This window comes from Streptomyces malaysiense, assembly GCF_000980885.2.
Classification (GTDB): domain Bacteria; phylum Actinomycetota; class Actinomycetes; order Streptomycetales; family Streptomycetaceae; genus Streptomyces; species Streptomyces malaysiense.
This window is the reverse complement of sequence record NZ_LBDA02000007.1, coordinates 39,639-64,250: the sequence shown is the minus strand read 5'-3', so window position 1 is coordinate 64,250 and position 24,612 is coordinate 39,639. Positions and strand designations below refer to the sequence as shown.

Here is a 24,612-nt window from a genome sequence, read left to right as displayed (position 1 = left end):
TGCGCTCCTCCCCGGGAGTTGGTGCGCCGTAAACTATCAGGGACCCTGCCTGATAGATAGCGCTCAGCGCGCGCGGGCCGGCCCGGCGGGCGGGCCGGGACCGACCGGGCGCCGCTCTGCCGATGTGGAAGGATCCCCGCCATGCCCGCATCACCGAGCACCGCCCGGGTCATCAACGACCGGTTGGCCCTGGGGCTCCTCCAGGAACAAGGCCCGCTGACCGCAGGGCAGTTGAAACAGCTGACGGGACTGTCCCGGCCGACCGTCGCCGACCTCGTCGAACGACTCGGCGCGGCCGGCCTGATCGACGTCGTGGGGGAGTCCGGCGCGACGCGCCGGGGCCCCAACGCCCGGCTCTACGGCATCGCCGCCGACCGCGCCCACCTGGCGGCGCTCGATGTGCGCACCGAGGGGGTCGTCGTGCTGGTCGCCGACCTGGTGGGACGGGTACTCGCGGAGGCGTCCGTGCCGATCGGGGGGGACACCGGGACCGGGCCCGCGGTGCAGCGGGTGGTGGCCGCGGTGGCGGGCGCCATGGGGCGGGCCGGCGTCGACGGACTGCACACGGTCGGCATCGGCGCGCCGGGCCTCATCGACCCGGCCACGGGTGACCTGCGCGACTCCGCGGGGCTGCCCGCGTGGCACCGCAGCCTGTCCGCCGCCCTCCAGGAGCGACTGCCCGGGGCCCGTGTCACGGTGGAGAACGAGACCAACCTCGCCGCCCTCGCCGAACAGCGCGAGGGCGCCGCGCGCGACCGCGACACCTTCGTCCTCCTCTGGCTCGGCCACGGCACCGGCGCGGCGGTCGTCCTCGACGGCACCCTGCGCCGCGGCGCCTCCGGCGGCACCGGCGAGATCGGTTTCCTCCCGGTCCCGCGCACCCCCACGGTGCCCTCCGCCACGGACTGCTCGGGCGGCTTCCACACGTTGGCGGGGGCGGCGGCGGTCGTGGCCCTGGGGGCGGAGCACGGCCTGCCGGCGCCTTCGGCGGCGGACGGGCCGGGGGCGGCGGAAGTGGTGCGGGTGGCGGTGGAGAGGATGCTCGCGGCGGCCGACGGGACCGTGGACGCGTCCCGGCCGAAGCCGCGGGGGCGGCAGCCGTCCGAGTCGGCGGCGGAGGGCGCCGACCACCGCTTCCTCACCGCCCTCGCCGACCGGATCGCCATCGGCGTCGCCTCCGTCGTCGCCGTCCTCGACCCCGGTTGCGTGGTCCTCGGCGGGGAGATCGGCCGGGCCGGCGGCGAGGTCCTCGCCGGACTCGTCGCGGAGCGGCTGCGCCGGATGTCCCCCCTGTCCACCGAGGTCCGCGCCGGCGCCCTCGGCGGCTCCGCCGTCCTGCGCGGTGCCCTGCTGACCGCCCGCGACCGGGCCCAGGACACCCTGTGGTCCGACCCGCCGCGGCCACCGCTCCCGTCGTAGCCGCCGGCCGGTGGCGGCCGGTCGTGCGGAACCGGGTCCGGCCCAAGGGGGGCGAGGGAACCGATTCGGGGGCGGCGCGGGTCCGGGTGGGGATCGGAGGGGGTGGTGGAGGCCGGTTCGGGGTCGCGCCCGGGGTCGTGAGGCGGGGTCGGAGGTGTCGGGTCCGTCGCTCCTGCCTGTGCCCGGCCGGGCAGTTGCCGGACGGTGCCGGGACCTGTCCCCGCCGGCGTCGCGCGCCGGTCGTGTCGCTGCGGTCCGTCGCGTCGCCGCCGCCGGGTACCCGGCCGCTTCTTCGTCCCGGCCCCGGGGGTCGCTCGCGGTCGCCGCGCCCGGAGCCGGTCCGCGTCGCGCCCGTCCAGGGGGCCGGACATGGGGCGTCGCCCCGGTTCCGGACCGCTGGCGACCCGGCGGCGGGCAAGGGCCGTCGTCACCGCCGCCGGGCCCGATCGGCACCCTAAAAGGACTAGACCATTAGGGTCAATGGGGATGGAGGGGCCAACGCGAGCCGAGCGAAAGGGAGTTGCGGGCGAATGCCCCCGGGCCTGTGGAGGGGGGCACGGAGTGTGAGCGAGCCCACACGGACCCCCTGTCGGCGCGGCCGCCCGGCGTGGCACACTGGCCGTGTACCAGAAGCAGCGCACTCCGGGGTCGGTGAAAGTCCGAACCGGCGGTTACAGTCCGCGACCCGGTCGCCTCCAGCGACCGGTTGACCAGGTGAAATTCCTGGACCGACGGTTAAAGTCCGGATGGGAGGCAGTGCGCGGCGGGCGGGCATGCGTTCCGTGTGCGCGCCGCCGTATCCGGTCGCGTCCGTACAGGACGGGTCCCGTTCGGCGACGTCCCGATCGTGTGCTCATCCGTAGATTCTGTCGTCCGTCGACAGGCCCCGGAGTCCGTGCCCCATGAGGCAGGAGGACCCGGGAAGTGTTCACCGGAATCGTCGAAGAGCTGGGTGAAGTCACCGCCGTCGAGAATCTCGGCGACGCCTCCCGTTTCCGGCTCCGCGGACCCGTCGTCACCGACGGCGCCCGGCATGGCGACTCCATCGCCGTGAACGGGGTCTGTCTCACCGTCGTCGACCACGAGGGCGACGAGTTCACCGCCGACGTCATGGCCGAGACCCTGAAGCGCTCCAGCCTGGGCGCGCTCGGCATCGGCTCCCGCGTCAACCTCGAACGCCCCACCGCCGTCGGCGCCCGCCTCGGCGGACACATCGTGCAGGGCCATGTCGACGGCACCGGCGAGGTCCTGGAGCGCACGGTCTCCGACCACTGGGAGATCGTGAGGATCTCCCTGCCCGCCGACCTCGCCCGCTACGTGGTCGAGAAGGGCTCCATCACGGTCGACGGCATCAGCCTCACCGTCGTGGACGCCGGCCCGGACCACTTCACGGTCAGCCTCATCCCCACCACCCTCGCCCTGACCACGCTCGGCGTGAAGCAGCCCGGCGACCCGGTCAACCTCGAAGTGGACGTCATCGCCAAGTACGTCGAGCGGCTCCTGACGACGGGCCGGGCCGACACGAGCGGACAGGAGGCCGGCCGGTGAACTCGCTCAACACCGAGGCGTTCACCCTCTTCGGACAGCACATCCTGTGGTCCGACATGACCGGAAACATCCTCGGCCTGATCGGACTCGTCCTCGGCTGGCGCCGCTCCCTGTGGAGCTGGCCGGTGCAGTTCGTCTCCGGCCTCGTCCTCTTCGCCGCCTTCTACGGCCACCTGACCGGCAGCGCCGGCAAGCAGGCCGTCGTCATGGCGGTCGCCCTCTACGGCTTCTGGCAGTGGAACCGCGGCCGGAGCGGGGCCGGTGACGGCCACATCTCCCCCCGGTTCGCCACCTGGCGCGAGCGCGCCACCCTGACCGGCGCCGCCGCGATCGGCACCGTCGCCGTCGCCCTGCTGTTCACCGCGTTCCCGGAACTCTCCTGGGACCCCTGGCCGGACGCCTACATCTTCGTCGGCACCGTCGTCGCGATGTACGCCCAGGCCAAGGGCATGGTCGAGTTCTGGTTCGCGTGGCTGCTCGTCGACGTCGTCGGCGTCCCCCTCAACTTCGCCAACGGCTACGCCTTCTCCGGCTTCGTCTACGTCATCTACGGCGCGCTCGTCCTGTGGGGCATGCGCGACTGGTGGCTGCGCTCCCGCAAGAGCCCGCGGCCCGTTCTGGAAGGAGCACCGGCATGACCTCGGCCACCCCGCTCTACGACCCCTACTCCTACTCCTACGAAGGCGACGACATCGAGGAGTTCACCCTCGACTCCGTCGAGCAGGCCGTCGCCGACATCGCCGCCGGCCGCCCCGTGATCGTCGTCGACGACGAGGACCGGGAGAACGAGGGCGACCTCGTCATCGCCGCCGAGAAGGTGACCCCCGAGATCGTCGCCTTCATGATGAGCGAGTGCCGGGGCCTGGTCTGCGCCCCCATGGAGGCGGCGGAACTCGACCGGCTGCGGCTGCCGCAGATGGTCGAGGACAACACCGAGTCGATGAAGACCGCCTTCACCGTCTCCGTGGACGCCTCCGGCGCGCACGGCGTGACCACCGGCATCTCCGCCGCCGACCGCGCCACCACGCTCCGGCTGCTCGCGAGCGGCACCGCCGGGCCCGCCGACTTCGTGCGCCCCGGCCATGTCTTCCCGCTGCGCGCCCGGCCCGGCGGCGTCCTGGAGCGCAACGGCCACACCGAGGCCGCCGTCGACCTGGCCCGGCTCGCGGGGCTCCGCCCGGCCGGCGCCATCGTGGAGATCGCCGGCGAGGACGGCCGGATGCTCCGGCTGCCCGAGCTGATCCCCTTCGCCCGCAAGCACGGTCTGACGATCATCTCCATCGAGGACCTGATCGCCCACCGCCGCGGCACCGAGCCCACCGTCCGCCGCGAGGCCGCGACCCGGCTGCCCACCCGGCACGGCGTCTTCACCGCGCACGGCTACCGCTCCACCGTCGACGGCGTCGAGCACGTCGCGCTCGTCCACGGCGAGATCGGCACCGGCGAGGACGTCCTGGTCCGTATGCACTCCGAGTGCCTCACCGGCGACGTCTTCGGTTCGCTGCGCTGCGACTGCGGCCCCCAGCTGGACAGCTCCCTGGCCCGCATCCAGGAGGAGGGCCGCGGCGTCGTGGTCTACCTGCGCGGGCACGAGGGCCGCGGCATCGGCCTGCTGTCCAAGCTGCGCGCCTACGAGCTCCAGGAACAGGGCCGCGACACGCTGGACGCCAACCTGGAACTCGGCCTGCCCGCCGACGCCCGTGACTACGGGGCCGGCGCCCAGATCCTCGCCGACCTCGGCGTGCGCAGCGTCCGGCTGATGACCAACAACCCCGACAAGGCCGACGCGCTGGAGAGCCACGGTGTGAAGGTGGCGGGGCGCGAGCCGATGCCGGTCCAGGCGGGCGAGCACAATCTGCGCTATCTGCGCACCAAGCGGGACCGGATGGGTCACGACCTGCCCTGGCTGGACACCCCGGCCACCTGCCCGAACCAGTAGAACCAGCAAGCAAGCGAAGCCAGTCGAACGAAGGCACTTAGGAGAGACGTGAGCGGCAAGGGTGCACCGGAACTGTCCGTACGCAACGCCGGCGACCTCAGGGTCGCGGTCATCGCGGCGCAGTGGCACGAGAAGGTGATGGACGGTCTGGTGAACGGCGCCCTGCGCGCCCTCGGCGAACTGGGGATCGACGAGCCGACCCTGATCCGGGTCCCGGGCAGCTTCGAGCTCCCGGTCGCCGCCAAGGTGCTGGCCGCGCGCTACGACGCGGTGGTCGCCCTCGGCGTCGTCATCCGCGGCGGCACCCCCCACTTCGACTACGTGTGCCAGGGGGTCGCCCAGGGCCTCACCCAGGTCTCCGTGGAGACCGGCGTCCCGGTCGGCTTCGGGGTGCTCACCTGCGACACCGAGGAGCAGGCCCTGGACCGGGCCGGCATCGAGGGCTCCAGTGAGGACAAGGGCCACGAGGCGGTGATCGCGGCGGTCTCGACGGCCGCGACGCTGCGTTCGGTATCCGAACCCTGGCACTGAGGCGCCGGCCGGAGCGCGTAGGGTAAGGACCACCATGTCCAAGAAGACGTTCGAGGAGCTCTTCACCGAGCTCCAGCACAAGGCCGCCCACGGCGATCCCGCCACCTCCCGCACCGCCGAACTGGTCGGCAAGGGGGTCCATGCCATCGGCAAGAAGGTCGTCGAAGAGGCCGCCGAGGTCTGGATGGCCGCCGAGTACGAGGGCGAGGAGGCGGCAGCCGAGGAGATCTCCCAGCTGCTGTACCACGTCCAGGTGATGATGGTCGCCCGCGGGATCTCCCTGGACGACGTCTACGCCCACCTCTGACCGAACCGCCGCGCTCCGCCGCGGTACCCCGCACCCCCCTCACACCGCAAAGGAAGCCGTCCTCATGCTGCGCATCGCCGTCCCCAACAAGGGTTCCCTGTCCGGCCCTGCGGCGGACATGCTGCATGAGGCCGGCTACCGGCAGCGGCGCGAGTCCAAGGAGCTGCGGATCGTCGACCCGGGCAACGAGGTCGAGTTCTTCTACCTCCGCCCCCGCGACATCGCCATCTACGTCTCCTCCGGCCGCCTCGACATCGGCATCACCGGCCGCGACCTGCTGGTCGACTCCGGCGCGGACGCCGAGGAGATCCTCCCGCTGGGCTTCGCCCGCTCCACCTTCCGCTTCGCCGGCAAGCCGGGCACCGCCGGCGGCGTCGAGGAGCTGAAGGGCCGTACGGTCGCCACCTCGTACGAGGGCATCGTCGCCCGGCACCTCGCCGACAGCGGCGTCGACGCCTCCGTCGTCCACCTGGACGGCGCCGTGGAGACCGCGATCGAGCTGGGCGTCGCCGAGGTCATCGCCGACGTCGTGGAGACCGGCACCAGCCTGCGCAACGCGGGCCTGGAGGTCTTCGGCGAGCCGATCATGAAGTCCGAGGCCATCGTGATCCGGCGCACCGGTGCGGACGTGGAGGAGCCGAAGGTCCAGCAGTTCCTGCGCCGCCTCCAGGGCGTCCTGGTCGCCCGGACGTACGTGATGATGGACTACGACTGCCGGGTCGAGCAGCTGGAGAAGGCCGTCGCCCTCACCCCCGGCCTGGAGTCCCCGACCGTCTCCCCGCTGCACAACGAGGGCTGGGTCGCGGTCCGCGCCATGGTCCCCGCCAAGGAGGCGCAGCGGATCATGGACGACCTCTACGCCATCGGCGCCCGCGCCATCCTGACCACGGCCATCCACGCCTGCCGCCTCTGAGGGGTACGTGATGTCCGACCCGACCGCGCTGCCGACCCTTCCCGTCACCTTCCGGCCGGGTCACACCCGGGCCATCCTGCTCACCGCCGCCGCGGCGATCTTCCTCACCCTCTCGGGGGTCGCCCTGCTCCTGGACGGTCTCGGCCCGGGGGAGCGGATGAGCTTCGTGGTCACGGGGGCGCTGATCTTCTGGGTGCTCGCCCGGCTGGCCCGGGTCAGGGTCGTGGCCGACGAGAGCGGCGTCACCGTCGTGAACATCGCCGGCAAGCGGCGCCTGGACTGGGCGGAGATCCTCCAGGTGAACCTCCGTCCGGGCGATCCCTGGGTGTTCCTCAACCTCAGCGACGGCACCAGCCTGCCCGCGCTCGGCATCCAGCCGGGCATCGCCAGGAAGCGGGCGATCGCCGACGCCAGGGCGCTGCGGGCGCTCGCCGAGGCCCGCTCGGCCGTTCGCCCGGGGGCGGATCAGGGCTGACTCGGGGCCGACTCCGGGTCTCCCACCCTGCCCGTCCGGCCCTCGTCTTGATTAACCTGGTGGGCGGAGGCCGAGCCGATCGCGCCTTCCGCCCCTGTGCGCCGCCCGGTGCCAGGGGTTCCTGCAACCCGAGGAGTGAATCCCTCCGGCGATGGACGGATCGTCCTGTAGTACCTGCGCCGCCCCCACCCGACATATCGGGGAGGCGGCGGCATCGTGACCACCCCCCTGCTGCTCCTCGCAGCCGCGTTCGTGCTGATTCTGGCCAACGGATTCTTCGTGGCGGCCGAATTCGGCCTGGTGACGGTCGAGCGCCCCGAGGCCGAGAAGGCCGCCGCCGACGGCGACAAGCGCGCCCGTACGGTCGTGGACGCGCTGAAGGAACTCTCCTTCCAGCTCTCCGGCACCCAGCTCGGCATCACCATCACCTCCCTGGTCGTCGGCATGCTCGCCGAACCGGCCCTGGGCCGGCTGCTGAGCGTCCCGTTCGGGGCGCTCGGCCTTCCGGACGGTGTCGCCTCCGGCGCCGCCGTGCTGGTCGGCATGCTGCTGGCCTCCGCGATCCAGATGGTGATCGGCGAACTGGTGCCCAAGAACTGGGCGGTCTCCCGGCCGCTCCAGGTCGCGCGCTTCGTCGCCGGACCCCAGCACCACTTCTCCCGCCTGTTCCGGCCGGTGATCGCCGCGCTCAACACGGTCGCCAACCGGCTGGTGCGCGCCCTCGGCGTCGAACCCGCCGACGAACTGGCCTCCGCCCGCACCCCCGGCGAACTGGTCTCCCTGGCCCGGCACTCCGCGCGGGCCGGTGCCCTGGAACAGGACACCGCCGACCTGTTCGTGCGCACCCTCTCGCTGGGCGAGCTGACCGCACAGCACGTCATGACCCCGCGCGTGAAGGTCAGCGCGCTCCAGGACTCGGCCACCGCCGAGGACGTGGTCAACCTCACCCGGGCCACCGGGCTGTCCCGCTTCCCCGTCTACCGCGAGAAGATCGACGAGATCGTCGGCATGGCCCACCTCAAGGACGCCCTCGCCGTCCCGGCGCGCGACCGGCTGCGTACCCCGGTCGGCCGCATCGCCCGCCCCGCGCTGCTGGTCCCCGAGACCCTGCCCGTCCAGCCCATGCTGGCCCGGCTGCGCAGCGAACAGCCCATCGCGGTCGTGGTGGACGAGTACGGCGGCACGGCCGGCGTGGTCACCCTGGAGGACATCGTCGAGGAACTGGTCGGCGAGGTCCGCGACGAGCACGACGCCAAGGACGTGCCCCAGCTGACCGCCGCCCCGCCCGAGGACGGCAGGCCCGCCTGGGACGTGGCCGGCAGCTGCCGGGTCGACGTCCTCCAGCGCATAGGCCTGGACGTGCCCGAGGGGCCGTACGAGACCGTCGCGGGACTGGTCGCCGACCTGCTCGGCCGGATCCCCGTCCCCGGCGACCGGGCCGAACTGCCCGGCTGGCGGCTCGCGGTCCGCCAGGTCGGCCACTACCGCGCCGAACGGGTCCGCCTGGTCAGGACGGCCCCGGCGGCGAACATCGCGGAGGCCGTCCGATGAGCGTGCTCCAACTGGTCCTCGCCGCGCTCCTGGTGCTGGCCAACGGCTTCTTCGTGGGCGCCGAGTTCGCGCTCGTGTCCGTGCGCCGCAGCCAGATCGAACCGCTCGGCACCGCCCAGGCCCGGCAGGTGCTGTACGGCCTGGAGCGGCTGCCGCAGATGATGGCCGCCGCGCAGTTCGGGATCACCCTGTGCTCCCTGACGCTCGGCGCGGTCGCCGAGCCGACCGTCGCGCACCTGCTGGAGCCGGTGTTCGAGGCGCTCCACCTCCCCGACGGCGTGATCCATCCGCTCGGCTACGTCATCGCGCTGGCCGCGGTGGTCTTCTTCCACCTGGTCATCGGCGAGATGGTGCCGAAGAACCTCGCGATGGCGGCGCCCGAGAAGGCGGCGCTGTGGCTCAGCCCCGGTCTGGTCTGGTTCGCCCGGGTGTGCAAGCCGATCACCGTGTCGCTGGGCGCCGTCGCCCAGGCCGTGCTGCGGCTGTTCCGGGTGGAACCCAGGGACGAGGTCGAGGCGGTCGTCACCAGCGAGCAGCTCAACCGGCTCCTGGAGGACTCCGGACAGGCGGGCCTGCTCGACCCGGAGGAGATGGAACGCCTGGAGGACGCCCTGGAACTGGGCTCCCGCCCGGTCACCGACGTCCTGCTGCGCCGTGAGTCCCTGGTCACGGTGACGCCCGCGGTCACCTCCGGGGAGATCGTGCGGCTCACCGCGCGCACCGGGTACTCCCGCTTCCCGGTCGCGGCGACGGAGCAGGGCGCCTTCATGGGGTACGTCCACGTCAAGGACGTACTCGACCTGGAGGACTCGGAGCGGGCGGTGCCGCAGAACATCTGGCGCCCGATGACGACCCTGCGGGCCGAGCTCCCCCTGGACGACGCCCTCACGGTCATGCGCCGCGCCGCCACGCACCTGGCCCAGGTCGCCGACGCGTCCGGCAAGGTGCTGGGGCTGGTGGCGCTGGAGGACGTCCTGGAGATGCTGGTGGGCGAGGTGCGCGATCCCGCGCACCGGGAGATCGCCGACATGCGGCTGACGGAACCGAGGGTCAGCGGCGATTCGGAGCAGGCGCTCGCCACGTAGCGGTGGTGCGGGGAGCCGCGCGGCCGCGGCCCGGCGGCGGGCCGCCCGCTCGGCTCCCCGCGCTCCCTCGAGGCGCCTACGTGGGCGACGGGTCCTGCGGCCCCCGTCCCGACAGCACCTCCCCGTACGCCTGCATCAGGTCGGCCAGCCGCAGCGTCGCCAGGTCGTCCCGGGACAGCGACCCGGCGTAGGTGGACAGCCGCAGATCACGGTAGGCGCAGCTCTTCTCGTACAGCGTGCGCAGGAACCGCCCGTTGCCCAGCTCGTCGATCCACCCCTGCTCGACCACGTGCCCGGCGATCGACCGCAGCTCCTCCAGCGCCTCCTCGTCCCACTGGTCCCCGTTCTCCGCGGCCAGCACCTTCCCGATCTCGGTGAGTTCCCCGGGCCGGTACGAGGGGAAGTCGACGCGGCTGGTGAAGCGGGACGACAGTCCGGGGTTGGCCGCGAGCAGCCGGTCCATTCCCTCGGGATACCCCGCGAGGATCACCACGAGGTGGTCCCGGTTGTCCTCGGCCCGCTTCAGCAGCACCTGGAGCGCCTCGTCCCCGTACGCGTCCCCCTTGCCGTACCCGGAGTTGGAGAGCGAGTACGCCTCGTCCACGAACAGCACCCCGCCGATCGCGGAGTCGATCAGCTCGTTGGCCTTCACCGCCGTCTGCCCGAGGTACTCGCCGACCAGATCGGCCCGCTGCGCCTCCACGAGGTGGTCCCCGCCGAGCAGCCCGAGGGCGTAGAAGACCCGGCCGAGGATGCGCGCCACCGTCGTCTTGCCGGTCCCGGACGGCCCGGAGAAGACGAAGTGCCGCTTCGGCGGCTGCACGGGCAGCCCCTGCCCGGCCCGCAACCGTGCCATGTTCAGCTGTGCGGACAGCGCCTTCACCTGGCGCTTGACCGGTTCGAGCCCGACCATCCGCTCCAGCTCGGCGAGCGCCTGTTCGAGCAGCGCGGGATCGGTGGGCCCGGTGGGCAGGGGCGAGCCGGGCGTCCCGCCCCGGTCACGGACCCCCGGCTCGGAGACGGCCGGCAGCGGGCCGGTCGGCAGCTCCGGCTCCGGCAGCCGCAGGTCCCGCCCCTCGGAGCCGAGGAACGGATCGAACCCGTCGGTCCCGTCCACCGCGTCCTGCCCGGCGCCGGTCAGCGTGATCGCGGCGAGGCCGGCCGCGTCGTCGTACCCGTCCCCCTCGGCGATCGCCGCGAGCCGCGCCGAGGTGTCCATGAAGGCGGGGTCCACCCGGTGCACGGCCCGGTAGAGGGGGAGCGCGGCGGCGGAGCGGCCGGTGCCCTCGTGCGCCCGCGCGAGCCAGTAGCGCAGTTCTTTGCGCTGCGGCTGCTCGCTGCGGCATCGCATCAGCGCCGCCGACAGCAGCGGTTCGGCCTGGCCGTACATCTCCAGGCGGACCCTGGCCATGCCGCCGAACAGCCCGGCCTCTATGCCGAGCAGGGGATCGTCCAGCAGCGGATCGGTGTGCCGTACCAGCTGCTCCCAGTCCTTGACCAGGTAGGAGCGGCAGGCGTGCAGAAAGCGGACCTGGGGATCGGTGTCGACCGGGGGCAGCCCGGCCAGCGCCCGGTCCAGCTCGGGCACGTGCCGTCCGTCCAGCCAGTGCGAGGCGTGCGCCAGCAGCAGATCGCGCGGGCTCTCCAGCACCGGCTGCACCCACCAGCCCAGCCAGTACCAGGAGTTGATCGTACGGCGGTGCCGGGTGCGCTGTTCGCCGAAGCGCTCGCGGTGCCGGAACATCCGCAGCAGCGCGGTGGTGGTGTCGACCCGGAGCGCGTGCAGTCCGAGCCAGCCGTCCGCCATGCCCGGGTCCATCCGCACCGCGGCCCGGAACTCCTCCTCCGCCTGCGGATAGGCGCCCATGGTGTAGGCGTCGACCCCGCGCAGCCAGGCGAGGTCGGCCGGGGCCTCGGGGCCCTGCGTGCCGAAGTCCATCACGTCCCCCACAGACCGTGCCCCCGTGGTTCACCGCCGGACGGTCGCCCGGCGGCCGCCGCGGCCGAACCGCCGTGCCGCGGACCGGAGTTGCAGGTGCGCGAGGCTGTTGCCGAAGGTCGCACCAAGGGCATCGTACCCGCGCGGGTACCGCGTGCCGAAGGGTGCGGCACCAGCCGTTCGGCGAGGTGGGGGCGGAAGGGTTCCGGACGCTTCGGTGACCGAAAGTGATCGGATCGGCGCGCAACGGGCCCGGAAATCGGTGCGCGGGCAGAACGAAGCCCCCGATCACGGGGGAACAACCGGGGGCTTCGCGTCTTCGGGCGGCTTCGAATCGCCGCACATTGAGAACGTAAGACCTGTACGACCCCCGGGTCAAGCGAAGTTGGGGCACTTCGGGAAGTTGGCCGACAAGAGCCTTCACATTTTCACCACATGGGAGTGGAGCCATCACTATGGGTCACTCCTTGGCCCGATCCCCGGTGTCGCGCGGGCCCCGGCAGCACCTCGTACCCCTGGTCGGCCTGGCGCACCAGAAGCCCGGCGTGGGGGCGGGTGGGGTCATCGGCGAAGTGCGCGCGCTCGGCCTCGACCCAGCCGTCCCAGAACTCCCGCTGGGCGGCACCGTCCCGCAGCCGGCCGCGCGCCCAGGACTCCTCGCGGGGCAGTTCCATCCACAGCAGTTCGGCCAGGAACGGCCGCAGTGCGCGGCGGCCCGCGCCGACGCCCTCCAGCAGGATCACCGGCTCGGGCGGCAGTGGGAGCGCCGGTCCGAACGCGCGGGCGTTCCAGTCGTAGGGGAGGTAGGCGGCGGCCTCGCCCCGGGACAGCGGCTCGATCACCTGCGCCGTCAGCCGGTCGGTCCACGCGAACAGCCGCTCATGGCTGGCGATGTCGTCGAGATGGAGCACCGGCGCCCCGCCCAGCGCGGCGGCCAGCCGCCCGGCGAAGGTGGACTTCCCGGAGCCCGCGTGCCCGTCGACGCCGATCAGCCGGACCGGCCCGAGGGAGGGCGGGAGCCCGCGAAGGTGGTCGGCGAGGTGCTGAATGACGATTCCCGAAGGTGTGACGCGGTGCGGGGGTTTTCCGGAATGAGTCTAGTAGTGGCGCATGACGGCCGGGCCGCCGAGGGTGCCCCGCGAAAGAAAGTTACCTCTTGAACCATCGCTCGTCCGGGCCCTCCGGCGCACTTCCATAAACATTCTCGAATCGCTGACCGATATGTCGAATTCGGCGTTCCGGGGGTCCGCCGTGCTGAGTAAGGTGCCTCCTGCGCTACCGCGAGAAGCGGCGGCCGGGGACACGGGACACGGTACGGGGACAAGGCAGGGGACATGGCCGCGGAGTTATTCGAAGGGCAGTATGTGTGGCATCCGGCGGCCGACGACCGAGTCCTGGCCGGCGTTTGCGTCGATGTCCGCGCGGGCCGATATCGGCACGCGTACGAGGCGCTGGCCGAGACGCGTCAGGACTTCGCCCTGCGTGCCCACCGCTCCCTGGTCCTCGCCTCCGAGGCGGCCGGCACCGACCTGGTCGAACGCTGGCTGGACGAGGAGCCCTCGCCCGAGGCAGCCCTCATGTGGGCCCGGGTCGCCGTCCAGCGCGCCCTGCGCGCCGCCGACGGCCACGACGACCGTGCCGAGGCCCTGGAACGCATAGCGCTCGCGGCCTGTGAGCGGGCCGCCGCCCTGGCCCCGCGGGACCCCACCCCCTGGGTCGCCAAGCTCGCCATGGCCCGGCTGCACCGGCTGCGCGACCCCGCCCCGCAGGGCCTGCTCACCGCACCGCCCGGCCCCTGGCGCCTGTTCGCGCACATCCTCACCCTGGACCCGTGGCACCGCGAGGCCCACCACCGCTTCCTCTCCGCCTTCTTCGCCCGGCACGGCGGCTCGGTCAACGCCGCCTGGGACGTGGCCGCCTTCCTCAGCCAGCGTGCGCCCGCCGACTCCGCGCTGCGCCTGCTGCCCCTGGTCGCCCTGGTGGAGGGCTACAACCCGACCCAGCTGCTCGCCGACCGTGTCTGGGAGCAGCCCCAGTGGCGCGCCACCGCGATCGCGATCTACCACAACTGGCTTCCGGCGGTGCCCGGTTACCGCTTCACACCGGTGCTCGACCTGGCCTACCTCGCGCACGCGCTGGTCATGGGCCAGCGCGAGTTCGAGGCCCGCGCGGTCTTCACGGCGATGGGCCCGTACGCCTCACGCATGCCCTGGAGCGCCTTCGGTGACCCCGCCGAGCAGCTCTCCCGGGCGCGCCGCGCCTGCGGACTGCCCGTACCCGGGCCCGCCTGACCCCCTTTGCTCGTCACCCGTCCCCCCTCATCGAGAGCCGCCCCGAGCGCTCGAGAGGCACGAGAGAAAGGCCGATCTGTGTCAGAACGGATGTCCGCTCCCCGGGCCAGAGCCCGCGCCGGAGAAGACGCGGTCGTGCTCGACGACGACGCGACCCTGCACGCGATGGGTTATCCGCGGAAACTCACCCGCCGGTTCAAGGCGTTCGACAATTTCGCGATCTCCTTCACCATCATCAATATTCTTTCGGGTATCTTCTCGTCCTTCGGATTCGGTATGAACGCGGGTGGCCCCCGCATTCTCGTGTTCGGCTGGATCGGTGTCTCGATCATGGTGCTGCTCATCGGCGCGGCCATGGGCGAGGTCGCCTCCGCCTATCCGACGAGCGGTGCCCTCTATTTCTCCGCCGGTAAACTCGCCAAGCGGCACAAGGGCGCTTGGTCCTGGTACACGGGCTGGTTGAACTTCGTCGGACAGATCGGCGGCACCGCCGCCACCGGCTACGCGGCGGCCACCTTCATCCAGGCCTTCGTGCAGCTCCAGTGGCCCTCCTACCAGCCGACCGTCCACCAGACGGTGCTGATCACAGCCTTGATCATCGTGCTCCAGGGGCTCGCCAACACCTACACGGTCCAGCTCGTCGCCGTCCTCAACCGTATTTCGGTGTGGTGGCTGCTGATCGGACTCGTCGTGATCGTGGGCGCACTCATAGTGATACCGGATCACCACCAGTCCGCGTCGTTCGTCACGCATTTCGAGAACAACACCGGCTTCACGAGCGGACTTTACGGTGGCATGCTCGGTCTGCTGGTCACCAGCTGGACGTTCACCGGCTTCGACGGCAGCTTCCACATGTCCGAGGAAACGGTGCGGGCCACGGTCAACGCGCCCAAGGGGATCACCCGCGCGATCGGCTATTCGGCGATCACCGGTCTCATCCTGATGCTGGCACTGGTCTACAGCATTAGGGACTACGCCGAGGAGGCCGCGGGCGGCGCGCCGCCCGTCCAGATCCTGATCGACGGCCTCGGCCTGACCACCGCCAAGGTCATGCTCCTCATCGTCATCGGCGCGATGCTCTTCTGCGGCCTCGCCAACCTCACCAGCAACACCCGGCAGATCTTCGCCTTCTCCCGCGACGGCGCGATGCCCGGCTCCCGGCTGTGGCACTCGGTCTCGCCGCGCACCCGTACTCCCGTCAAGGCGGTCTGGCTCGCGGTGGCCTGCTCGCTCGCCCTCATCGTGCCCGGCTGGTGGTCGCACACCGCCTTCACCGCGATCGTCAGCGTCAACGTGGTCGGTCTGTTCCTCGCCTACGCCGTCCCGATCTTCCTGCGGCTGCGGCTCGGTGACGCCTTCGAGCCCGGCCCGTGGAACCTGGGCCGCTGGAGCAAGCCGGTCGGCTGGCTCGCCGTGATCTGGATCGCGCTCAGCAGCGTCCTGTTCATGCTGCCGCAGGCGTCCCCGATCACCGTGGACTCCTTCAACTACGCCCCGATCGCGCTCGCCGTCGTCCTGCTCGTGGCCACGGTCTGGTGGTTCGCCACCGCCCGCCGCCGTTTCCAGGGCCCGATCAGCTACGGCCGTCCCGACGAGATCGCCGCCATGGACCTCGTCTGACCTGGTCCGGTCCGGTCCGGTCCACCGGTCCGTTCCGGCCCGCACGCGTCCAGGCCCCGGCCCCGGCACCGCTTCCGCGGTACCGGGGCCGGGGCCCTCGTCCCTCCCGCGCCCGTACCGCCACCGGACGAGACCAATATTCATTGGCGCGGCATCCGCCCAAGTGCTGGCCGGGGCCCCGCGGCTGCTCCATAGTTGGCGCACGACGTGCACATGATCCAGCCATGACTCCGGACACCTGGGGGTAATCGCGCCCATGAGCAGAGCCCAACAGCCGTCCCGCAGGACCGTACTGACCGTCGCGGTGGCCGCCGCGATGGCCGGCGCCGCCACGCCCGCCGCGGCCGCCGCCCAGCGGGGGACCGCCACCGCGCGGGCGCTCGTCGCCGGGGAGCACGGTCCGACCGGGGCCCGTCCCATCGACTACCACGCCTGGACCACCTACAGCGAGTGGCGTACGGGCACCGCCCAGGGCGCCCGCGCGGTCTCCGGCCCCCGCCCCGGCGTGGTCATGGGCGCCCCCGCGGGCACCGTCGACTACACCGACCCGCACACCGGCACCACCGCGGCCTGGGAGTACGCCACCTGGACCTCCCCGCGGTACCGGCTCACGGTCCCCGCCACCGAGGTCGTCTCCTCCTGGAACGCGCACACCCCCGACGGCACCTGGCTCCAGGTGGAGCTCAGCGGGACGTACTCGGACGGTGGCGACACGCCCTGGTACGTGATGGGCCGCTGGGCGGCCGGCGACCAGGACATCAAGCGGACCTCGGTGGACGGCCAGAGCGACGGCAGGAGCAGCATCTGGACCGACACCTTCGCCATCGACGACGCGAGCACCGGGCTGCGCCTCGTGTCCTACCGGCTGCGCCTGACCCTCTACCGCAGGCCGGGCACGCTGCTCACGCCGACGGTGTGGCGGCTCGGCGCGATGGGCTCCGACATCCCCGACCGCTTCACCGTCCCGGCCTCCACGCCCGGCCTCGCGCAGGAACTGGTGGTGCCGCGCTACTCGCAGGAGATCCACAAGGGCCAGTACCCGCAGTACGACAACGGCGGCGAGGCGTGGTGCAGCCCGACCTCCTCGCAGATGATCGTGGAGTACTGGGGCGGCCGGCTCACGGCCGACCAGCTGTCCTGGGTCGACCCGTCCTACGCCGACCCGCAGGTCGACGCGGCCGCGCGCTTCACGTACGACTACCAGTACGAGGGCTGCGGCAACTGGCCGTTCAACGCGGCCTACGCGGCGACCTTCGAGGAGCTCCAGGGCGTCGTCACCCGGCTCGCCTCGCTCACCGACCTGGAGACGCTGGTCGCGGCCGGCATCCCGGCCATAACGTCCCAGTCGTTCCTGAAGACGGAGCTGACCGGGGCGGGTTACGGCACGTCCGGACACCTCATGACGGTGATCGGCTTCACCGCGGACGGCGACGTGATCGCCAACGATCCGGCCTCGCCGGGGGACGACGCGGTACGGCGGGTGTACCGGCGCCGGGAGTTCGAGAACATCTGGCTGAGGACGAAGCGGTACAACGCCACCGGCGGGGTGTCCTCCGGTACCGGCGGGGTCTGTTACCTCTACTTCCCGGCCCGTCCGAGCGCCCACCAGCGCAAGGCCCTGGCCGCGGTGGGTGTGAGCTGACCGTGTGAGCAAGCTCATCGCCGCGTACGCCGTCGCGGGTGGCAAGGTGGACGGACGGGTGGGGGAGACCGCTCTGCACGTCCGACCTCTGTGAGTACCAGCATGACCGCACACTCCGCCACCGCCACCCGCGTCCGCACCGGCGGTCCCCGCGACGACAGGCCCGAGATCCTCGAACACGTGCTGGGCTGGGTGCTGGTCGTGGTCACCGCGATGCTGGTCACCCGGCTGGGCCTGCTCTGAACCCGGCGCCTACTCCAGGGACTTGATCAACCCCGGTGCGTTGCCGTGCTGGAGGGCCCCGTCCCGGCCCCCGCTGACGGCCCCCGCCCCGACGAGCAGCGCCGCACCGATCACGGCCGCACACACAGCCGAGACCAGCGTCCGCACCCGGAACCCCTGGGAATGCCGCATCGTGCCTCCTCGCATCCGTGGGAGAAACACCCGCACGCGCCTGACGCGCCGGTCCAGCACCGTAGGAGGACTAGACCAGTAGGTCAATGTCCGGGGAGCTGTTTCCGGCCGCCGGGCTGTCCCATGATCGCGGACCCGCCTCCTTCCTCCCGCGCCCGGCCGCGGCCGGGCCGGGCGTTCGGCTGTCCGGGCGTCGCGGGCTCCGCCGGCTCCCGGGTACGGCCGTCCGGGGTCCGGGCCGGGTGCTCCCGCGCCCCGGCTCCCGCCGGACTCCTCACACCCCGGCTCGGCCGCCGGGGTCCCGTGGTGCCCCCGGCCGCCCCGGGCCCCGGGTTCGTTCCCGGCCCTCCGCGCCACCGGCCCCGCCGGTGTCCCCATCCGCCCCGGAGGGCGCGCCGCGGCACCCCCGTCCGGCGCCCGGCTGGAATGTTCGAGTGAGCGGTCGTTAACTGGTGACGGGAGTCCGATGTTCGGGCATACTCAGCGCAGCCGCTGGTCAGCGGGCTTCCGTGATCCGGAGTGCGCACCGTGGCCGTAACGGAACGATCAGGCGGAGCCGCCCTGACCCGTGGGCCGTGCCGCCGGTTCCCCACCAGGGAGGAGACCGACGCCATGTCCGACCGCGACCCGCAGCCCGTGGAGCGTCATCTGCCGACGGACGAGGCGAGGGACCTGCTCGCCCTCGTCCGGGAGATAGCCCGGCGTGAGATCGCCCCGAAGGCCGCCGAGGAGGAGGACGCGGGCCGCTTCCCACGCGAGGTCTTCACCCTGCTCTCGGAGTCGGGCCTGCTCGGCCTGCCGTACGAGGCGGAGCACGGCGGCGGTGACCAGCCCTACGAGGTCTACCTCCAGGTGCTGGAAGAGCTCGCCGCGGCCCGTCTCACCGTCGGTCTCGGCGTCAGCGTGCACACCCTCGCCTGCTACGCGCTCGCCACCTACGGCACCAAGCAGCAGCAGGTCGAGCACCTCCCGGCGATGCTCGGCGGCGGACTCCTCGGCGCCTACTGCCTGTCCGAACCCGCCTCCGGTTCCGACGCCGCGTCCCTGCGCACCAGGGCCGTGAAGGACGGCGACGACTGGGTGATCACCGGTACCAAGGCATGGATCACCCACGGCGGCATCGCCGACTTCTGCACCGTGATGGCCCGCACCGGCGAGGACGGCCCGCGCGGCATCACCGCCTTCCTGGTGCCCGGTGACGCCCCGGGCCTCGGCGCGGCCGCCCCCGAGAAGAAGATGGGCATGAAGGGCTCGCCCACCGCCCAGGTCCACCTCGACGGCGTCCGCGTCGGAGACGACCGCCGCATCGGCGAGGAGGGCCAGGGCTTCGGCATCGCCCTGTCGGCCCTCGACTCCGGCCGCCTCGGCATCGCCGCCTGCGCCATCGGAGTGGCCCAGGCCGCACTGGACGAGGCCGTCGCCTACGCCGCCGGACGGCAGCAGTTCGGCCACCCCATCGCCGACTTCCAGGGCCTGCGCTTCATGATCGCCGACATGGCCACCCAGATCGAGGCGGGCCGTGCCCTCTACCTCGCCGCGGCCCGGCTGCGCGACGCCGGCGAGCCGTTCGCCAAGCAGGCCGCCATGGCCAAGCTGCACTGCACCGACACCGCCATGAAGGTCACCACGGACGCCGTGCAGATCCTCGGCGGCTACGGCTACACCGCCGACTTCCCGGCCGAGCGCTACATGCGCGAGGCCAAGGTGCTCCAGATCGTCGAGGGCACCAACCAGATCCAGCGGATGGTCATCGCCCGTCACGTGGTGGGACCCGAAGCCCGCTGAACCAGTCCGTGCTGAACTGACCCGTACGCACCGTCGGCGCCGCCAGCCGCACCCACTCGGGGTCCTGGCGGCCCGGCAGGGTACGGCCGTGAGCCGCCCAGGCGCGCAGCAGTTCGCGGTAGATGGGCGGGTCCTGCGGAGCGGCGGACCGGTCCGGCACCGCGGGGCGCGGCACGAAGACGCGGAGCCCGCGCCCGGTGGCCGGGTACAGGGGTGTCATACCCGTGAGAACGCGGCATCCGGCGGGCAGGTCACCGCACGCCCGAATCGGGCGTCAGTCCAGGGCCGTCCGGCGCCGGACCCGGTCCGGCGCGCGGGTCTCAGGCGGCCCGGCGGCGCATCTCCGGCACCCGCATCGGGCGCGAGCCCGGACCGCCGACGTGCGAGAAGGGCTGCGTCCGCCAGTCGAGGCCCTGGGGGAGCGTCAGCAGCAGGGCGGTGTCCTGCTCCTGCGGAGTGACCGACTCGTCCGCGGGGCGGGCCTCGGCGGCCGTACGGCCCGTACCCGCGCACACGGTGAGCCCGAACGGGTTCCACGGCGAGGCGCACAGCGCGTGCTCCGGCAGGATCTCCTCGTCCGCCAGCAGCGCGATCGGCTGCGCGCAGTCCGGGCAGATCACCCGGTACATCTCCAAGGTGTCGTAGGCGTCCAGCTCGTCCTCGAAGGCGTCGGGTCCGACGCCCTCCGGCTCGGGCTCGACCACCGGCTGCTGCCGCTTGGACGCGGATCGACCAGGGCGCTTGACACTCTGCATGGGATTCTCCCCCTAAGGCTGGGCCGTGAAAGGCTCGGCGGCCACGACCACAGCAAGCACTTCCCGTCCGCTCTCGGCGGTAATCACGAGAACATCACGGAGCCTGTTCGAACGGTGTGGCGTTCGTCACATGTCGTGGGCGGATGACCATACTGCCGTCCATGGAAGGCCGTCGGCTGTCCGAGGAGATCGAACGCCCTGTAGGTTTTGGCGCCATGGAGGAGCTGGACCGTCAGATCGTGCAGCTGCTCGTCAAGGACGGGCGGATGAGCTACACAGACCTGGGCAAGGCCACGGGCCTGTCCACGTCGGCCGTGCACCAGCGGGTGCGCCGGCTCGAACAGCGCGGTGTCATCCGCGGCTACGCCGCGGTGGTCGACCCGGAGGCCGTCGGGCTGCCCCTCACCGCGTTCATCTCGGTGAAACCGTTCGACCCCAGCGCCCCCGACGACATCGCCGACCGCCTCGCCGGCGTTCCCGAGATCGAGGCCTGCCACAGCGTCGCCGGCGACGAGAACTACATCCTCAAGGTCCGCGTGGCGACCCCGCACGAACTGGAGGAGCTGCTGGCCAGGCTCCGCAGCCTGGCCGGGGTGTCCACCCGTACGACGGTGGTCCTCTCGACACCGTACGAGGCCCGTCCGCCGCGCGTCTGACGGCGCCCCGCCCGCGGCGGGCGCCCCTCCCGGCGGCGGTGCCCGCCGCCCCAGGTGCGGGACCGCCCGCCGTCCGGGAGAAACTGTCGCCTATGAGCGACCGCACCCTCCTTCTCCGCAACGGCGACGTACACAGTCCCGCCGATCCCTTCGCCACCGCGATGGTCGTGGAGGCCGGCCATATCGCCTGGGTCGGCTCGGAGGGCGCAGCGGACGCGTTCGCCGACGGGGTGGGGGAGGTGATCGACCTCGACGGCGCGCTGGTGACCCCGGCCTTCACGGATGCCCATGTGCACACCACGGCCACCGGCCTCGCGCTGACCGGTCTCGATCTGAGCGCCGCACCCTCCCTGGCGGCCGCGCTGGCCCTGGTCCGGGAGTTCGCCGCCGCCCGGCCCGGGGACCGCGTGCTGCTGGGCCACGGCTGGGACGCCGCCCGCTGGCCCGGCGGCCGGCCGCCGACGCGCGCGGAACTGGACGAGGCCACCGGCGGGCGCCCGCTGTACCTCTCCCGTATCGACGTGCACTCGGCCGTCGTCACCACCGCTCTGCTGGACATGGTGGGCGGCGACCTGCCCCGCACCGACGCGCCCCTCACCCGGGACGCCCATCACGCCGTACGCGGCGCCGCCTTCGCCGCCGTCACCCCCGCCCAGCGCGAGGAGGCCCAGCGTGCCGCGCTGGCGCACGCCGCCTCCCTCGGGATCGGCTCGGTGCACGAGTGCGGCGGGCCGCAGATCTCCTCCGAGGACGACTTCACCGGCCTGCTGGAACTCGCCGCCGGACTGCCCGGACCCCGGGTCCTCGGCTACTGGGCCGAACGGGACGTCGACAAGGCCCGCGAGCTGGGCGCGATCGGCGCCGCGGGCGACCTCTTCGCCGACGGCGCCCTCGGCTCGCACACCGCGTGCCTGCACGAGCCGTACGCCGACGCGGACCACACGGGCACCGCCTACCTGGACACCGACGCCGTCGCCGCCCATGTGATCGCCTGCACCGAGGCGGGCCTCCAGGCGGGCTTCCACGCGATCGGCGACGCCGCCGTGTCCTTCGTGGTCGACGGGGTGCGCGCCGCCGCGGAGAAGGTCGGCCTGGCCCGGATCCGGGCCGCCCGGCACCGCGTCGAGCACGCCGAGATGCTCAGCCCGCAGACCGTGGCCGGCTTCGCCGAGCTGGGCCTGATCGCCTCCGTGCAGCCCGCCTTCGACGCGCTGTGGGGCGGCGAGGACGGCATGTACGCCCGCCGGCTCGGCGCCGGCCGGGCCCGCACCCTCAACCCCTACGCCGCCCTGCTGCGCTCCGGCGTCCCGCTGGCTTTCGGCTCCGACAGCCCCGTCACCCCACTGGACCCCTGGGGCACGGTCCGCGCCGCCGCCTTCCACCACACCCCCGAGCACCGGGTCTCCGTGCGCGCCGCCTTCACCGCGCACACCCGGGGCGGCTGGCGGGCGATCGGCCGGGACGACGCGGGCGTCCTGGTGCCCGGTGCGCCCGCCGACTTCGCCGTCTGGCGCACCGGCGAGCTGGTGGTGCAGGCCCCCGACGACCGGGTGGCCCGCTGGTCGACCGACCCGCGCTCGGGTACCCCCGGGCTGCCCGACCTCACCCCGGGCGGCGAGCTGCCGCGCTGCCTGCGCACGGTGGTGGCCGGCCGGACGGTCTTCGTACGGCCGGGCGAGTGATCTCCGGGGGTGGCGCGGCGGCCGCCCTGCGCCCCGGCCGCCTCGCGCGACCTGCACATCCTCCGCATCGCTGCCAGGTGGCGCGAAGGATACGCAGGTCAGGGGCCTGTTGACAGTCGGGCGCGGAGGGCCGGTAGGTTCGTCCGAGTCCACCACCGGACGCCCGACCGGGAAGCGTTCGCGCACCTCCCCGCCGCGCCGCTGGGTCAGGGACGGAGCCCCGCACCGGGGCACCGCCACTGGCAGCCAGGCTCAGCGCCCGCGCCGGCGGGGAAGCGTTCCAGCCGGTCGGCCAGGTGTGACCCCGGGTGGGGCCCGGCCTCAGTAGACAACGGCTCTCGGTCGATCCGCAGCCAGCGGGTCCCAGGTCGGCCCGAAGGGCGCCGGGCCCCCATCCGCAGCCCGGGGGAGGCAACCCATCCGGGTTCGGAATCATCCGAACAGTCGTAAGAGGAAGGGAACGTGTCGCAAACAGGCCGGGAACATCCCGAAAAGCACGTTCTTACCCCACTCTTGTGCAATCGACACCACCATACGTACGAGCTGTCACGTCCACCCAGGCGGCGGCCACTATGGTGGACGCCTGCGTACGACCAGAAGGGGCAGCAGTGAACGACGGCGACGGGACCCTCGCGGCCAAGGCCCAGGGGAGGCAGTTCGGTCCGCTCGGCACGGCCTTGGTGATCATCCCGACCTACAACGAGGCGGAGAACATCAAGACCATCGTCGGCCGGGTGCGCAAGGCCGTCCCCGAGGCGCACGTGCTGATCGCGGACGACAACAGCCCCGACGGAACCGGCAAGCTCGCCGACGAGCTGGCCGCCGAGGACGAGCACGTCCAGGTGATGCACCGCAAGGGCAAGGAGGGCCTCGGCGCCGCCTACCTCGCGGGCTTCCGCTGGGGTCTGGAGCACGACTACGGCGTGCTGATCGAGATGGACGCCGACGGCTCCCACCAGCCCGAGGAACTGCCCCGGCTGCTCACCGCCCTCAAGAACGCCGACCTGGTGCTCGGCTCCCGCTGGGTGCCCGGCGGCCGGGTGGTCAACTGGCCCAAGTCCCGCGAGTTCATCTCCCGCGGCGGCAGCCTCTACTCCCGGCTCGCCCTCGATCTGCCGCTGCGCGACATCACCGGCGGTTACCGCGCCTTCCGCGCCGAGACCCTCAAGGGGCTCGGCCTGGAGGAGGTCGCCTCGCAGGGCTACTGCTTCCAGGTCGACCTCGCCCGCCGTGCGGTCAAGGCCGGCTATCACGTGATCGAGGTCCCGATCACCTTCGTGGAGCGCGAGCTGGGCGACTCCAAGATGAGCAAGGACATCCTGGTCGAGGCGCTGTGGCGGGTCACCGCCTGGGGCGCGGGGGACCGCGTCGCCAAGCTCACCGGCAAGGACAGGCACACCCCGTAGCCCCTTATCCGGCGCTGAGCCGGAGCCAGGCACACTGGGGGTATGACGACTGGCGCTCCGACCTCCCCGTACACCGCCCGGCCCCGGCGCTCCCGGCTGCGCAGGTATCTGCCGCTGGGCCTCGCCGTGTGGCTGGTGCTGGAGATCTGGCTGCTCACCCTGGTCGCGGGCGCGGCGGGCGGCATGACCGTGTTCCTGCTGCTCGTGGCCGGTGCGGTGGCCGGCTCCGTGGTGATCAAGCGGGCGGGCCGGCGGGCCTTCGAGAACCTCAACGAGGCGCTCCAGCGGGGCGGCTCCCCCAAGCGCGGCGAGGGCAACGGACTGACGATGCTCGGCGGCCTGCTGCTGATCATCCCGGGCATGATCTCCGACCTCCTGGGCCTGCTCCTGCTGCTGCCGCCGGTCCAGAAGGCCGTGAGCCGGATCGCGGAGAACACGGTCGGGAAGCGGCTGCGCGCCGCCGCCCCGGGCAGCCTGGGCGACGCCTTCCAGCAGGCCCGTATGCACCGCCCCGACGGCAAGGTCGTGCAGGGCGAGGTCGTCCGTGAGGAGCGCGCCGAGCGTCCCGGACCGGACGAGCGGCGGCCGCCGCTGACCCGCTGACGACCCCGCGGGCCCGCCCCGGCCTCCACGGAACACAGCAGACCGCGGGCG

24 protein-coding genes and 1 riboswitch are annotated in these 24,612 nt (G+C 72.6%); of the genes, 19 read left to right on the top strand and 5 right to left on the bottom strand.

Annotated elements, in window-relative coordinates:
- Positions 1–141: 141 nt before the first annotated feature.
- The 10 genes from VT52_RS03950 to VT52_RS03905 all read left to right on the top strand — a co-directional run bounded on the left by VT52_RS03950 (position 142) and on the right by VT52_RS03905 (position 9,768).
- Positions 142–1,419 carry an ROK family transcriptional regulator gene (locus tag VT52_RS03950; RefSeq protein WP_046421906.1) on the top strand — a complete coding sequence of 426 codons (1,278 nt, stop codon included), beginning with the start codon at positions 142–144 and terminating at the stop codon, positions 1,417–1,419.
- A gap of 633 nt (positions 1,420–2,052) precedes the next feature.
- Positions 2,053–2,183: riboswitch (FMN riboswitch) on the top strand.
- Between the two features lie 160 nt (positions 2,184–2,343).
- A complete protein-coding gene (locus VT52_RS03945; protein ID WP_046421907.1) occupies positions 2,344–2,967 on the top strand; it encodes a riboflavin synthase in 624 nt (207 codons plus the stop codon).
- A complete protein-coding gene (locus tag VT52_RS03940; RefSeq protein WP_046421908.1) occupies positions 2,964–3,605 on the top strand; it encodes a nicotinamide mononucleotide transporter family protein in 642 nt (213 codons plus the stop codon). Before VT52_RS03945 ends, VT52_RS03940 begins: the two co-directional genes overlap by 4 nt.
- Complete coding sequence (locus VT52_RS03935; RefSeq protein ID WP_046421909.1) at positions 3,602–4,906, top strand: bifunctional 3,4-dihydroxy-2-butanone-4-phosphate synthase/GTP cyclohydrolase II; 1,305 nt, start codon at positions 3,602–3,604, stop codon at positions 4,904–4,906. Before VT52_RS03940 ends, VT52_RS03935 begins: the two co-directional genes overlap by 4 nt.
- 48 nt (positions 4,907–4,954) lie before the next feature.
- Entirely contained in the window at positions 4,955–5,437 is a 483-nt protein-coding gene (ribH, locus tag VT52_RS03930; protein WP_046421910.1) for a 6,7-dimethyl-8-ribityllumazine synthase, read from the top strand.
- A 34-nt stretch (positions 5,438–5,471) separates the two neighbouring features.
- Positions 5,472–5,744: a phosphoribosyl-ATP diphosphatase gene (locus VT52_RS03925; protein ID WP_046421911.1), complete on the top strand. Its 273-nt coding sequence runs from the start codon at positions 5,472–5,474 to the stop codon at positions 5,742–5,744.
- A gap of 64 nt (positions 5,745–5,808) precedes the next feature.
- A complete protein-coding gene (gene hisG, locus VT52_RS03920) occupies positions 5,809–6,657 on the top strand; it encodes an ATP phosphoribosyltransferase (protein ID WP_046421912.1) in 849 nt (282 codons plus the stop codon).
- 10 nt (positions 6,658–6,667) lie between these two features.
- A complete protein-coding gene (locus VT52_RS03915) occupies positions 6,668–7,132 on the top strand; it encodes a PH domain-containing protein (protein WP_046421913.1) in 465 nt (154 codons plus the stop codon).
- A gap of 216 nt (positions 7,133–7,348) precedes the next feature.
- A complete protein-coding gene (locus VT52_RS03910; protein ID WP_046421914.1) occupies positions 7,349–8,683 on the top strand; it encodes a hemolysin family protein in 1,335 nt (444 codons plus the stop codon).
- Positions 8,680–9,768 carry a hemolysin family protein gene (locus VT52_RS03905; protein WP_046421915.1) on the top strand — a complete coding sequence of 363 codons (1,089 nt, stop codon included), beginning with the start codon at positions 8,680–8,682 and terminating at the stop codon, positions 9,766–9,768. The genes VT52_RS03910 and VT52_RS03905 overlap by 4 nt, the downstream gene beginning before the upstream one ends.
- A 76-nt stretch (positions 9,769–9,844) precedes the next feature.
- Here VT52_RS03905 and VT52_RS03900 read toward each other — a convergent pair whose 3' ends face one another.
- Complete coding sequence (locus VT52_RS03900) at positions 9,845–11,707, bottom strand: AAA family ATPase (RefSeq protein ID WP_046421916.1); 1,863 nt, start codon at positions 11,705–11,707, stop codon at positions 9,845–9,847.
- 428 nt (positions 11,708–12,135) lie between these two features.
- Positions 12,136–12,756 (bottom strand): uridine kinase family protein, encoded by a 621-nt coding sequence (locus VT52_RS03895; protein ID WP_079174816.1) that lies wholly within the window; start codon positions 12,754–12,756, stop codon positions 12,136–12,138.
- A 285-nt stretch (positions 12,757–13,041) separates the two neighbouring features.
- On the opposite strand from VT52_RS03895, the gene VT52_RS03890 reads away from it, so the two are divergent.
- The 4 genes from VT52_RS03890 (at position 13,042) to VT52_RS36710 (ending at position 17,503) form a co-directional block, all read left to right on the top strand.
- Complete coding sequence (locus VT52_RS03890; RefSeq protein WP_206306432.1) at positions 13,042–13,998, top strand: hypothetical protein; 957 nt, start codon at positions 13,042–13,044, stop codon at positions 13,996–13,998.
- Positions 13,999–14,076: 78 nt separating this feature from the next.
- A complete protein-coding gene (locus VT52_RS03885) occupies positions 14,077–15,618 on the top strand; it encodes an amino acid permease (RefSeq protein WP_046421919.1) in 1,542 nt (513 codons plus the stop codon).
- Positions 15,619–15,874: 256 nt separating this feature from the next.
- Positions 15,875–17,260 (top strand): peptidase C39 family protein, encoded by a 1,386-nt coding sequence (locus VT52_RS03880; RefSeq protein ID WP_107481234.1) that lies wholly within the window; start codon positions 15,875–15,877, stop codon positions 17,258–17,260.
- 102 nt (positions 17,261–17,362) lie between these two features.
- Positions 17,363–17,503: an SCO1431 family membrane protein gene (locus tag VT52_RS36710; protein WP_107481233.1), complete on the top strand. Its 141-nt coding sequence runs from the start codon at positions 17,363–17,365 to the stop codon at positions 17,501–17,503.
- Between the two features lie 9 nt (positions 17,504–17,512).
- Here VT52_RS36710 and VT52_RS37775 read toward each other — a convergent pair whose 3' ends face one another.
- Positions 17,513–17,674 (bottom strand): hypothetical protein, encoded by a 162-nt coding sequence (locus VT52_RS37775; protein WP_167377651.1) that lies wholly within the window; start codon positions 17,672–17,674, stop codon positions 17,513–17,515.
- A gap of 612 nt (positions 17,675–18,286) precedes the next feature.
- Between VT52_RS37775 and VT52_RS03875 the strand changes: the two genes are divergently transcribed.
- The gene (locus VT52_RS03875; RefSeq protein ID WP_046421920.1) at positions 18,287–19,459 is read left to right on the top strand and encodes an acyl-CoA dehydrogenase family protein; all 1,173 of its coding nucleotides are present in this window, start codon (positions 18,287–18,289) and stop codon (positions 19,457–19,459) included.
- Here the strand turns inward: VT52_RS03875 and VT52_RS03870 are convergent.
- Positions 19,422–19,679, bottom strand: a complete 258-nt coding sequence (locus tag VT52_RS03870; RefSeq protein WP_071387355.1) for a hypothetical protein — start codon at positions 19,677–19,679, stop codon at positions 19,422–19,424. The genes VT52_RS03875 and VT52_RS03870 overlap by 38 nt on opposite strands.
- Before the next feature lie 100 nt (positions 19,680–19,779).
- Positions 19,780–20,214: a uroporphyrinogen-III synthase gene (locus VT52_RS03865; RefSeq protein ID WP_046421921.1), complete on the bottom strand. Its 435-nt coding sequence runs from the start codon at positions 20,212–20,214 to the stop codon at positions 19,780–19,782.
- 215 nt (positions 20,215–20,429) lie between these two features.
- Between VT52_RS03865 and VT52_RS03860 the strand changes: the two genes are divergently transcribed.
- The 4 genes from VT52_RS03860 to fxsA all read left to right on the top strand — a co-directional run bounded on the left by VT52_RS03860 (position 20,430) and on the right by fxsA (position 24,561).
- Entirely contained in the window at positions 20,430–20,870 is a 441-nt protein-coding gene (locus tag VT52_RS03860; RefSeq protein WP_031174425.1) for an Lrp/AsnC family transcriptional regulator, read from the top strand.
- 92 nt (positions 20,871–20,962) lie between these two features.
- Complete coding sequence (locus VT52_RS03855) at positions 20,963–22,552, top strand: amidohydrolase (RefSeq protein ID WP_046421922.1); 1,590 nt, start codon at positions 20,963–20,965, stop codon at positions 22,550–22,552.
- A 608-nt stretch (positions 22,553–23,160) separates the two neighbouring features.
- Positions 23,161–23,958 carry a polyprenol monophosphomannose synthase gene (locus VT52_RS03850; RefSeq protein WP_046421923.1) on the top strand — a complete coding sequence of 266 codons (798 nt, stop codon included), beginning with the start codon at positions 23,161–23,163 and terminating at the stop codon, positions 23,956–23,958.
- Between the two features lie 42 nt (positions 23,959–24,000).
- Positions 24,001–24,561 (top strand): FxsA family membrane protein, encoded by a 561-nt coding sequence (fxsA, locus tag VT52_RS03845; protein ID WP_046421924.1) that lies wholly within the window; start codon positions 24,001–24,003, stop codon positions 24,559–24,561.
- The last annotated feature ends 51 nt before the right edge of the window (positions 24,562–24,612 follow it).

Excerpts from the sequence above, each read along its gene's own strand:
- VT52_RS03950 (WP_046421906.1), top strand. The coding sequence starts at position 142 with ATGCCCGCATCACCGAGCACCGCCCGGGTCATCAACGACCGGTTGGCC.
- VT52_RS03935 (WP_046421909.1), top strand. The coding sequence starts at position 3,602 with ATGACCTCGGCCACCCCGCTCTACGACCCCTACTCCTACTCCTACGAA.
- VT52_RS03925 (WP_046421911.1), top strand. The coding sequence starts at position 5,472 with ATGTCCAAGAAGACGTTCGAGGAGCTCTTCACCGAGCTCCAGCACAAG.
- hisG (WP_046421912.1), top strand. The coding sequence starts at position 5,809 with ATGCTGCGCATCGCCGTCCCCAACAAGGGTTCCCTGTCCGGCCCTGCG.
- VT52_RS03915 (WP_046421913.1), top strand. The coding sequence starts at position 6,668 with ATGTCCGACCCGACCGCGCTGCCGACCCTTCCCGTCACCTTCCGGCCG.
- VT52_RS03905 (WP_046421915.1), top strand. The coding sequence starts at position 8,680 with ATGAGCGTGCTCCAACTGGTCCTCGCCGCGCTCCTGGTGCTGGCCAAC.
- VT52_RS03900 (WP_046421916.1), bottom strand. The coding sequence starts at position 11,707 with ATGGACTTCGGCACGCAGGGCCCCGAGGCCCCGGCCGACCTCGCCTGG.
- VT52_RS03890 (WP_206306432.1), top strand. The coding sequence starts at position 13,042 with ATGGCCGCGGAGTTATTCGAAGGGCAGTATGTGTGGCATCCGGCGGCC.
- VT52_RS03880 (WP_107481234.1), top strand. The coding sequence starts at position 15,875 with ATGAGCAGAGCCCAACAGCCGTCCCGCAGGACCGTACTGACCGTCGCG.
- VT52_RS36710 (WP_107481233.1), top strand. The coding sequence starts at position 17,363 with ATGACCGCACACTCCGCCACCGCCACCCGCGTCCGCACCGGCGGTCCC.
- VT52_RS37775 (WP_167377651.1), bottom strand. The coding sequence starts at position 17,674 with ATGCGGCATTCCCAGGGGTTCCGGGTGCGGACGCTGGTCTCGGCTGTG.
- VT52_RS03875 (WP_046421920.1), top strand. The coding sequence starts at position 18,287 with ATGTCCGACCGCGACCCGCAGCCCGTGGAGCGTCATCTGCCGACGGAC.
- VT52_RS03870 (WP_071387355.1), bottom strand. The coding sequence starts at position 19,679 with ATGACACCCCTGTACCCGGCCACCGGGCGCGGGCTCCGCGTCTTCGTG.
- VT52_RS03865 (WP_046421921.1), bottom strand. The coding sequence starts at position 20,214 with ATGCAGAGTGTCAAGCGCCCTGGTCGATCCGCGTCCAAGCGGCAGCAG.
- VT52_RS03860 (WP_031174425.1), top strand. The coding sequence starts at position 20,430 with ATGGAGGAGCTGGACCGTCAGATCGTGCAGCTGCTCGTCAAGGACGGG.
- VT52_RS03855 (WP_046421922.1), top strand. The coding sequence starts at position 20,963 with ATGAGCGACCGCACCCTCCTTCTCCGCAACGGCGACGTACACAGTCCC.
- fxsA (WP_046421924.1), top strand. The coding sequence starts at position 24,001 with ATGACGACTGGCGCTCCGACCTCCCCGTACACCGCCCGGCCCCGGCGC.